This window comes from Desulfosporosinus sp. BICA1-9, assembly GCF_000802135.1.
On the sequence record NZ_JUEE01000217.1, the window covers coordinates 1 to 10505 of the forward strand.

The window sequence follows — 10505 nt, forward strand, 5'->3', positions numbered from 1 at the left end:
AGTAATAGATCATTAAGTAATAGATCATTAAGTAATAGATCATTAAGTAATAGATCATTAAGTAATAGATCATTAAGTAATAGATCATTAAGTAATAGATCATTAAGGCTAAGAACATAAAATAAGCCTGCCAAAGGGCAGGCTTATTTTATGTTCTTAGGAGGAGTTTTGTAGAAGGGCTCTGAATTCTTCGATCTGATGTACTGGGCGTTGACAAGTAAAGTTTTGGCAAAGATAGGCTGTCATTTGATCTGATATGACAGGATAATCTTCGATCCAAGGGACAACCTCCTCAAGGCTTCCTTCTTGGTATAAAACCGAGGCGTAGGGCCGATACGTGGAAAAGAAAAGATCACGCATTTCTGGCAGCTCTACCATATCGAGGGAACCCGCTAAAATCAATTCCTGGCTGGGATGAAGTGCAAACTGGAGGGCTTGCAGAAAAGCTGTATATCCTGAGGGATGTTCCTCGAGGACAGGGCGAAAATCAAGAAGTTGTTGTTCAGCTTGACGTTCCCACCGTTCGTCACCCGTCAACCGAGCGAGTCGGAAAAGGTTGAGCGCAGTGATAGAATTACCGGAAGGAATTGCTCCGTCATAGCTTTCTTTAGGACGGAAAAGAAGCTCTTCAGCATCTGAACCAGTAAGATAGTACCCACCCCCTTCTTCGTCCGAAAAGAGTCGATCTTGTTCGGCTTGAAGTTGAAGCGCTGTTTGAAGGTGCTGGGGTTTACCACTAGCGGTGTAAAGCTCTAGAAGTCCCCAAATCAGGAATGCATAATCGTCTAAATACCCGAGGTAGGCAGCATCCCCTGCTCGGAAACGGGCCAAGAGGCGACCATCACTGCGTCGAAGGTGGCTTAGAACGAAGTTTGTAGCGTTTTCGGCGGCCTCCAGATAGAGGTTATTGCCAAGGGCTTGAGCTCCTTTGGCCATCGCCGCAATCATAAGCCCGTTCCAGGCTGTCAATATTTTATCGTCTTTATGGGGGTGAATTCGTTTCTCACGTGTGGCAAATAAGGTCTGGCGTGCTTTTTCTAAGGAGCGTAAAACGTCATTCTCAGATTGCGCGTTGTCCTGGGCGATTTTCCCTAAAGTACCTAGTAAAAGGTTGGGGATATTTTTCCCCTCAAAGTTACCCTTTGAAGTGATGTCATAGACAGCACAATACTTAGCAGCGGTCTCTTTGTCCAATACAGCTTCAATTTCTTGGGGAGTCCAAACATGGAATTTTCCCTCTACTCCCTCGGCGTCAGCATCTTCAGCAGAGTAAAATCCGCCCTCTGGGGAGGTCATATCTCGAAGCACATAGCTGAAAATCTCATGTGCGATTTGGGCATCTTTTTCCAGGCGATTCACTTGATAATTTTCTAAGTAAGCTAAGGCGAGGAGGGCATTATCATAGAGCATTTTTTCGAAATGAGGGACCAGCCATTTTTCGTCTGTACTGTACCTGGCAAATCCGAACCCAACATGATCATAGATACCCCCTCGAGCCATACCGTCAAGGGTTTTGCGAACGATTTCTAGAGCTTTGTCCTGTGGGTGGTCTTGAGCATAACGAAGAAGAAACGTAAGAGTATGGGGCGTGGGAAATTTTGGTGCGCTACCGAATCCACCGAAACGAGCATCAAAGCTGTGGGCTAAGATCTCATAAGCGTTAGAGATAACCTCTTTGCCCCAAGCTTGAAATGCTTCGGACGTTGAGCTCTGATCGTCCTGTGAGGAGAGGTCGTTGATTGGAGAAGAGAGGGTCGTTGGTTTAGTGGGGAGAGATCGCTGGGATTGGACCGCGGAAACGATCTGATCGCTAGATTCTCGTAATTTTTCTTCTTCCGTTTCCCAGAGCATGCCCACTTGTTCTAAGAGCTCCATTAGTCCCTTATGGCCATAGCGCTGAGTTTTGGGAAAGTAAGTCCCAGCGAAGAAGGGTTTTTTCTTATCGGGCGTCATCATAATGGTAAGCGGCCAACCAGCAGACCCAGTCAGTGCTTGGCAGAAGGCCATGTACAAATGGTCAACATCCGGGCGTTCTTCACGGTCCACTTTAATGGAGACAAAGTAGCGGTTGAGTAAGGCTGCTACTTCATCGTCTTCGAAGGATTCCCGTTCCATAACGTGGCACCAGTGACAGGTCGGTAAACTACACTACTACGAATACCCAATAGATAAAAAAACAGGTTTATTGTCTGTTTTCGCTATACGAAAAGCCTCTTCGCTCCATGGATACCAGTTAACTGGATTATATGCGTGTTGGAGCAAGTAGGGAGACTTTTCATTAGCTAATCTATTGGGTATTTTATTCATTGTTGTCATGGGCAATCACCTCCTCTAGAATTAATCTCATTTATAACATTTAATCTAGTATGACCTTTTACATAGCTATAATTCCCATAAAATGTCGAGTAATTCAATTTGATTTTTCTTCTAACTGAATTAACGGTTTTTTTGTTAACCTTAAAGCGAGGTTATCAAAAAGTCAATTATGTTAAAGTGTTGAGTCATATGGATTTGTGAACGGGAATTAAATAAGTTTATAATTTCTTTTACCAGAACATCTTTGATATGCTCTGGTTTATTGTTTTTTTGAAGCTAGTATTTGGCAGGAATATTCTAGCAATTTGTTGAATTCTAGATGAAGGTAATTTATGGCACTGTATGTATTTTTGTTGCTGTTAAGCTTTTACGAAAGAAGAATATTGAAGGTCAAAGGATTAATAGGCAGTATATTATAACCTTCGTTAAAGACCTATATTACAAATGTATCAAAATATATTAGCTTGGATAGACAAGCGCTTTTTATATTTTCACTTCTGAGTCAAGATACAGCGACCTCCCTTTGTTGTGAAATCGGCAAAGGGGGGTATTTATTTTAGTGGAGTTTTTATTGTAAAAAGTAAAGAGATTTTGTTATAGTAATTGGATTGACATCAGTGATAAGTAATTTATCTCATCAATCTTTCAATTGGGGAGAACCAAAATTAAAATTGGCTCTCTTAATTTATTTGGAGAACTCTGAAATGTAATTTGCGCTGTTTCTTAAATCTGAAACTGGTCTATAAAAGCCTGACTTAAAATTGTCACGGAAATCCGTCTTCATTGTAAACCTAATTATAAAAAAATAGTTGACAATAAGAAAGGAAAATATATATTATTTAATTACAGAGTTTTACCGAAACAAAGGTGAAAAATTTTTTAACCTCTACGTGTTGTGCTTGATGATTCCAAGTTCGAGATTTTTAATTTTTTTATGTTTCTATTATGGTATGGAAATTTTTACAGGAGATTAAATTTAGATTTAAGAAATCAGGTGAAGGTTATGGAGCTATATAGTCTGAAAATGAGAGCAAGTAATCGCAAAGATGGAATAGACAAACATATTTCAGGCGCAGAGAAAATAGTAAGTGAAGGCAGCATTGGTTTATATTTGGAAGCTTTATTAAATAGAGCGTTGAACCATGCCAAAGGTAAAGCGAATTTTATTAATCTTAAAATTGAGAATCTGAATAAAGATGATATTTTATACTTGGATTCATTACCTGTCAGCACTGTTCATGTAGAAAATTATCAAGAGGGTCTCACAAGGATAGCAATTATTCTTGAAAAGATGAATATTGGAAATGCCAAGGAAATTGTCGAGAAATTACACGAAACCAATAATATGCGGGGCGCTATCTTGTTGGATGTAGACACCTTGGAAAGATTGGAGCCTGACCAAGAGAGAGGAATTCGTGCTACCTATATGGATGCAGATGATTCTTTCCTGCCAGAAAATAAAGAAGTCAAGAACCACTATAATGAAGCGATCGTATTAGCCACGAAGGTAGCGTATGCTCCAAATATTATTGGTGAGATTTGTATTTCTGATGATCCGGATTATGTAACAGGTTATGTAGCGTCTAAGGAAACAGGCTATGTACGTATTACAAAACTTAAAGAAATAGGAAGTCAGGATGGTGGCAGGATCTTTCTCTATAGGGGGGGAGTTTCTGAAGTCCAAAGCTGCATTGACTATCTGGAAAAGCAAAAGGTTTTAGTTAAAAATGTACGTTCCCTTACGAATAATAAATGGAATTTCATAGAGAATACATTAGAAAATTTTAAAAACAACAACTTGTACCGAAGTATGAATGAACTTTCTTCAGCCCAAAGTGCTCATGTCAGCTTTCAGGGTAAAGATATGCTTATGCTCGCTTCTAACAGTTATTTGGATATGTCGAATGATGCACAGGTAAAAACCTATACCATTAAAATTGTGGAGGAGTACGGTGCAGGCTCGGGTGGATCGCGCTTAACGACAGGTACAACCATAATACATAATCAGTTGGAAAAGTTATTAGCAAAATTCAAAGAGACCGAGGCAACTTTAGTTTATAATACCGGATATATGGCAAACCTGGGGATTATTTCTGCACTTTGTTCAAAGGATGATATTATCTTTAGCGATGAGTTAAATCATGCCAGTATCATCGATGGGTGCCGATTAAGTAAGGCAAAAATTGTAGTATATCATCATAATGATATGAACGACTTAGAAGATAAAATAAAGGCCAATCCGTGTGTGAAAGGATTGATCGTAAGTGATGCTGTTTTTAGCATGGATGGCGATATCGTGAATTTGCCGCGCTTATTAGAAATCGCGGAGAAATATGGGTTGTTTTCTATGATCGACGAGGCACATGCCACAGGGGTAATCGGTGAAAAAGGACTAGGGACAGTAGAATATTACCATCTAGATAAAAAACCCGATATTATTATGGGAACATTAAGCAAGTCAATTGGAAGTGAAGGTGGGTTTGTATGTGGAAGACAAATCTTGATTGAATATCTAAAAAATAAATCACGAAGTTTTATATTTTCGACCTCCTTGTCCCCTGCTGTTATGGCATCCTCAATAAAAGCAATTGAACTAATAATGAATGAGCCTCAAAGGGTACAAGCATTGCAGGAAAATGTCCGATACTTTTGTCAATGTTTGAGAAAATCGGGAATTGCGGCGGATTCAAAAACTGCCATTATTCCGATTGTTATTGGTAATGAGAAAAAAGCAATGGAGATATCGAAGGAATTATTTGAACAAGGTTATTATATTTCAGCTATTCGATACCCTACCGTTAAGAAAGGGAGCGCGAGGCTTCGAGTAACATTGATGTCAACTCATACCAAGGAAGAACTGAAACGCACGGCTGAGGCTATTGGGAATATTGTCAACAAGTATCAAAGAGGGAGGGAAGAATAAATGAATAGTATTCGACATTACAACGAAAAAGTAATAAATGGAGCCATGATATCAAAGGAAGAAGCAATGATCATTGCCGACGCTCCATTAGAAGAAATTTGCTCTGCTGCAAATGAGATAAGAAAACACTTTTGCGGAAACCACTTTGATATTTGTGCCATCATTAATGGGAAGAGTGGAAGATGTGCCGAAAACTGCAAATATTGTGCTCAATCAGCATTTTCCAGTACTAAAATAGAAGAATATTCACTTCTGGATACCGAAACACTTGTGGAACAGGCTAAGTACAACGATCAAAGAGGAGTACTTCGTTATTCCATAGTTACCTCGTCTAAGAAACTGAACGAACAGGAAGTAGATAAGGTATGTGAAAGCATACGCGTTATTAGAAACGAAACAGGGATTGCTGTTTGTACTTCCTTTGGACTTTTGGCTGAAGAACAGTTCATTAAATTGAAAGAGGCGGGCGTAAGCAGAGTACATAATAACTTGGAAACCTCCAGAAGAAACTTTCCAAAAGTTTGTACTACCCATTCTTATGAGGAAAAGATTGAGACGATAAAGGCTGCTAAAAGGGCAGGCTTGAATGTCTGCAGCGGAGGTATTATGGGACTTGGCGAGACCATGGAAGACAGAATTGACATGGTGCTTACCATTAGAGAATTAGGTATCCGTTCGATTCCTGTGAATATTCTGATTCCTATTCCCGGGACTCCTTACGAAAATGTGAAGAAACTTACGAATGAGGATATGTGCAGAATTGTAGCGGTATTCCGTTTCTTGGTGCCGAATGCCTCAATTCGTCTTGCAGGTGGCCGAGGATTATTAGCGGACAAGGGATTAAAATGTTTCCAGTCAGGAGCAAATGCAGCTATTTCAGGAGACATGCTTACCACATCTGGAATTTCTATTGAACAAGATATGGAACTCTTAAAGAAATTAGGTTATAAGGCTGTGTTATGGAATGAGTAAAGGAATTTTTATTACAGCAACGGGAACTGATGTCGGAAAAACTTTTGTTACGGGGTTAATTGTGAAAAAACTTCGTGATGCCGGATACAAGGCAGGATATTATAAAGCTGCATTAAGTGGGGCAGAAGTTACAGAGAATGGTTTAATTCCAGGTGATGCAGACTACGTTAATCGGGTAGCGAATATTGGAGAAAAGATAGAAAATCTTGTGTCATATGTTTATGAAAAGCCAGTCTCCCCACATCTGGCAGCTAGGATAGAAGGCAATCCTGTGGAAATGGATGTTGTTAAGGCTGCCTACAAGAAAGCAGCCTCCCAATATGACTATGTTACCGTGGAAGGCAGCGGAGGAATCATATGTCCTATTCGTTATGACGATATCAAGATTATGCTTGAGGATATAATTGAGGAATTGGATTTAAGTACTGTGATTATTGCAGATGCTGGGCTAGGAACTATAAATGCAGCAGTATTGACGGTTGAATATATGAGGCAGAAAAATATTTCAATGAAGGGAATCATATTTAATCATTGCCATGAAGGCAATGTTATGGAAGAAGATAATAAAAAGATGGTAGAAATCATGACAGGTCTTCCTGTATTAGCTTTCATAAAAAACAATGATACAGAACTTAACATGGATGCAGATAAACTCGTTGACTTATATGACTGACAGCCCTGAAAGTAAACAGAAAGAAGGGTAAAGATGAATTTAGTAGAAAAGGACTTAAAGTATATCTGGCACCCCTGTTCACAGATGAAAGATTATGAAGAACTAAAGCCGATTATTATCGACCATGGAAAAGGAGTCTATTTATACGATAAAGAAGGTAAGGAATACATCGATATCGTAAGTTCATGGTGGTGCAATCTTTTAGGACATTGTAATCCAGAGATTAATAAATCTATAAAGTTGCAACTGGATAAGTTAGAGCACGTTATCTTCGCCAACTTCTCGCATGAACCGGCCATTGCTCTTTGCGAACAGTTAATGGAGATTATACCCAAAGGACTTACCAAGTTTAATTTTTCGGACAATGGTTCTGCCTCGGTAGAATGCGCCTTAAAGATGAGCTTTCAATATCAGTATCAGACAGGACATCAAAAGAAAACTAAATTCATGTGTCTGACAGAAGGGTATCATGGAGAAACTATTGGAGCATTGTCGGTTGGAAATATGGATTTATACGCCAAAATATATAAGCCTATGTTAATGGACACCATTCATGTGGAAGCCCCCGACTGCTATAGATGCCCTTATGGAAAATGCAGAAGTGATTGTAATGTTGAATGTTTTGAGCATGCGGAAAGGGCATTTGCTGAACATGCAGATGAAACCTGTGCAATGATTGTAGAGCCGCTGCTCCAAGGAAGTGCTGGTATGAGAATCTATCCTGCCATCTATTTGAAAAAACTTCGTGCCTTATGTGATAAGTATCACGTGCTTTTAATTGCAGATGAAATTGCGACAGGTTTTGGCAGAACAGGAATAATGTTTGCCTTTGATTATGCGGAGGTAAGCCCTGACATTATGTGTATCTCCAAAGGCTTGACAGGCGGTTATATGCCAATGGCTATAACTATTACGACCAATGAAATTTACGATGCATTTTACGCAGATTATAATGAAGGAAAGGCATTCATGCATAGCCATACCTATAGTGGAAATCCTCTTGGCTGTTCAGCGGCATTGGCCGTTCTGAAACTATTAAGAGAAGATCATATTTTGGAGAAAGCCGCAGTAAGAGCAGAATATCTTCACAATAAATTAAATGGAGCCTTATTTGATCATTCACATATTGGCGAAATTAGACATATTGGCTTAGTAAATGCTATGGAATTGGTAATTGACAAGAACACAAAGGAAGAATATGATTCAAGACTTAGAATGGGTTATCATATTTACAAAAATGCTTTGGCGAAAGGTCTGATCTTAAGACCACTTGGGAACGTGCTATACTTTAATCCACCATTGACTATTAACGAAGAAGAGATAGATAAAGCAGTATCAATATGTGCTGAGTCAATTAAAGGAATTATTGGCTGAGAATTGGTCGAAAATTCTTACATTGATTTGGGTTTGCCTGATGATGTATTGGCGATAATTGAAGAGGTGAATGAAAAATGATATCAAGAACATGGCATGGAATTGTTCCAATTGAAATGAAAGATGCATTTGAAAAATATGAAAATGAAACTGGAGTAGAAGATACCTTGGCAATTAAGGGAAACAGGGGCGCCTATTTGAAAATTGTTGAGCAAAGAGAACACGCTCATTTTTTTCTATGCACGAAATGGGATTCAATGGAGAGTATTATAGCATATGCCGGTAATAATCCTACCATTGCAGTGACGTATCCGGAAGATGAAAAATATGGACTGATTTCAGACCCTATTGTAATAATTCAAGAGGTCTCAGATGATAAAAACCCATTCAGTATAGGGGGATTTTGAAGAAGTGTTGTTAATGGTGGTCAGGATTCAGTTGCGATTAATATCTCAAAAGAATGGTATGAAAACGCTTATAAATAGAAACGAACGGGTTCGGCGTAGAAATGCTGAACTCGTTCGTTTCCTTCAATTTGTTTTAGAAACAGGAGTGCCACCAGTGACATGTAAACTTCGTGACCCACTAAGAATACCCAATAGATAGGAAAATTGGCTTGTTCTCAGCCTTCGCTTTCTGAAAAGCTTCTTCTCCCCAAGGATTCCAGTCTACAGGATTATTCGCGTGTTGAAGAAGATATGGTGATTTTTCCTTGGATAATCTATTGGGCATTTTTTGAGTGGTTATCATGGGCAACACCTCCTTTATAGTTCATTTCTGATAGTATATCCCAGAGCAACTGTATATACTTTAAGTCCCTATAGAAAATTTACTTCTATTACATAAGTGTCATCTTTCCTATTCCAAACAATGTGGGATATTATAGATTTATACAGTTCATTCAATTCTGTGTCAGTAAGATTGCCTTTTGTAATTTGAACCTGAAATTTGTCGATGATATTAAGACGTTCGATATCGGTCATTTCTTTACTGTTGTCTAACTTTAGTTGCAGAAGATTAAGTTTAGTTTCCGCACTGTCCAGAGCAACTTTGATTTCAGCTTTTCTCTGCCTTGCCTCTATCATGGTGTAAAATTCTTCTTCAACCAGTTCGTTGACCTTTGTGACCTTGCGTTCTAGCTTGGATATTTCTGTAAGGGTCATGTCAATCTCTTTAACTAGACTTTTATTGTCAGCAATATCACCAGATGTAGACAGCCTTAATTCCTTCTCATACAATGCTAATTCTCCCAATATAAACGTTTGAGCAATCATAGATTTCCCACCACTGTTGCTACATTTCGTTCCATATTTATCTTTGTACCAGCAGGGTAAAATCTGTCCTATGGTTTTATTATCAGACCGATATCTAACTACCATAGTATGACCACACCTTGCACATTTTACTAAACCAGACAGGGGATATATCCTACTACCCCTTTTCTTTGGGGTTGTTGTTATCACTCTGGAGAAAAACATTTGCACTTTAGCATGCTCTTTTTCAGTTTTAACAGCTTCGTGACAGTTCTCAACAATAACCCATTCTTCCCTTGGAAAATAAATTACATCCTTGCTGTCCTTGCTTCGCTTTACCTTGTGACCATCACCAGCACTCTTATTAGAAATGACCATACCTAAATGTGTTTCATCCAAAAGAATCCGCTGGATAGTGTTACCATACCATCTACCATTTCTGGGTGACGGTACTCCCTGTCTGTTTAAATCCCATGCTACATGGTCTGCTGGTAAATTCTCAACAGTAATTTTCTGTAAGAGGTAACGGTAAATTTCATACCTTTCTCGATTAACTGTAAGCGCTTAATAAACCGGTGCATGGTCAACATGCTTTATCTATGAGAAACTATCTCCATAACACAAAGGAATGGAGGTATTCGAATGGACAAACAAGAACGTAAGGCGCTGGTGGCCGAATGTAGGACCAGCGGGATGACTGCAAAAGCGTGGTGTAAAGTTAAAGACATCAATTATCACAGCTATCTTTCTTGGGCCACGAAACTTAACAAAGAAGTTCAACTCGATCCCCCACAATGGGCACACGTTATGATGACAACGGAGCAACACCTCCCAGACGAAGTAAAACTGACTTGTGGTAAATGGACAGTTTCAGTTGAAACGGGGTTTAGTTCAAAACTGCTTGCTGATGTACTTTGTGTCATGGATGCTGTATGTTGAAGGACATCACGAGCTATGATGGGATTTATCTGGCCTGCGGAATCACGGACATGCG

8 protein-coding genes and 1 pseudogene are annotated in these 10505 nt (G+C 39.1%); 6 read left to right on the plus strand and 3 right to left on the minus strand.

The genetic code is table 11. The features are described 5' to 3' along the window. Window positions 1-156: 156 nt before the first annotated feature. Window positions 157-2316 (minus strand): annotated as a pseudogene (locus JL57_RS26870) (thioredoxin domain-containing protein). Window positions 2317-3319: 1003 nt separating this feature from the next. Here JL57_RS26870 and bioF point away from each other — a divergent pair. The 5 genes from bioF to JL57_RS26895 all read left to right on the plus strand — a co-directional run bounded on the left by bioF (window position 3320) and on the right by JL57_RS26895 (window position 8665). Next, the gene (bioF, locus tag JL57_RS26875; protein ID WP_034144975.1) at window positions 3320-5239 is read left to right on the plus strand and encodes an 8-amino-7-oxononanoate synthase; all 1920 of its coding nucleotides are present in this window, start codon (window positions 3320-3322) and stop codon (window positions 5237-5239) included. After that, the gene (gene bioB / locus JL57_RS26880; RefSeq protein WP_034144970.1) at window positions 5240-6211 is read left to right on the plus strand and encodes a biotin synthase BioB; all 972 of its coding nucleotides are present in this window, start codon (window positions 5240-5242) and stop codon (window positions 6209-6211) included. Next, entirely contained in the window at window positions 6204-6884 is a 681-nt protein-coding gene (gene bioD, locus JL57_RS26885; RefSeq protein ID WP_034144971.1) for a dethiobiotin synthase, read from the plus strand. The genes bioB and bioD overlap by 8 nt, the downstream gene beginning before the upstream one ends. Before the next feature lie 33 nt (window positions 6885-6917). Continuing rightward, entirely contained in the window at window positions 6918-8258 is a 1341-nt protein-coding gene (gene bioA / locus JL57_RS26890; protein ID WP_034144972.1) for an adenosylmethionine--8-amino-7-oxononanoate transaminase, read from the plus strand. Between the two features lie 77 nt (window positions 8259-8335). Continuing rightward, a complete protein-coding gene (locus JL57_RS26895) occupies window positions 8336-8665 on the plus strand; it encodes a hypothetical protein (protein ID WP_034144973.1) in 330 nt (109 codons plus the stop codon). 178 nt (window positions 8666-8843) lie between these two features. On the opposite strand, the gene JL57_RS35690 is transcribed toward JL57_RS26895, so the two are convergent. Both JL57_RS35690 and JL57_RS26900 read right to left on the minus strand, forming a co-directional pair. After that, window positions 8844-9008, minus strand: a complete 165-nt coding sequence (locus tag JL57_RS35690; RefSeq protein ID WP_291300635.1) for a DUF255 domain-containing protein — start codon at window positions 9006-9008, stop codon at window positions 8844-8846. Between the two features lie 68 nt (window positions 9009-9076). Continuing rightward, complete coding sequence (locus JL57_RS26900; RefSeq protein ID WP_291300636.1) at window positions 9077-10045, minus strand: recombinase family protein; 969 nt, start codon at window positions 10043-10045, stop codon at window positions 9077-9079. Between the two features lie 108 nt (window positions 10046-10153). On the opposite strand from JL57_RS26900, the gene JL57_RS26905 reads away from it, so the two are divergent. Beyond that, window positions 10154-10450, plus strand: a complete 297-nt coding sequence (locus JL57_RS26905; protein ID WP_034140157.1) for an IS66 family insertion sequence element accessory protein TnpA — start codon at window positions 10154-10156, stop codon at window positions 10448-10450. Window positions 10451-10505: the final 55 nt, after the last annotated feature.

Excerpts from the sequence above, each read along its gene's own strand:
- bioB (WP_034144970.1), top strand. The coding sequence starts at position 5,240 with ATGAATAGTATTCGACATTACAACGAAAAAGTAATAAATGGAGCCATG.
- JL57_RS35690 (WP_291300635.1), bottom strand. The coding sequence starts at position 9,008 with ATGATAACCACTCAAAAAATGCCCAATAGATTATCCAAGGAAAAATCA.
- bioA (WP_034144972.1), top strand. The coding sequence starts at position 6,918 with ATGAATTTAGTAGAAAAGGACTTAAAGTATATCTGGCACCCCTGTTCA.
- bioF (WP_034144975.1), top strand. The coding sequence starts at position 3,320 with ATGGAGCTATATAGTCTGAAAATGAGAGCAAGTAATCGCAAAGATGGA.
- JL57_RS26895 (WP_034144973.1), top strand. The coding sequence starts at position 8,336 with ATGATATCAAGAACATGGCATGGAATTGTTCCAATTGAAATGAAAGAT.
- JL57_RS26905 (WP_034140157.1), top strand. The coding sequence starts at position 10,154 with ATGGACAAACAAGAACGTAAGGCGCTGGTGGCCGAATGTAGGACCAGC.
- bioD (WP_034144971.1), top strand. The coding sequence starts at position 6,204 with ATGAGTAAAGGAATTTTTATTACAGCAACGGGAACTGATGTCGGAAAA.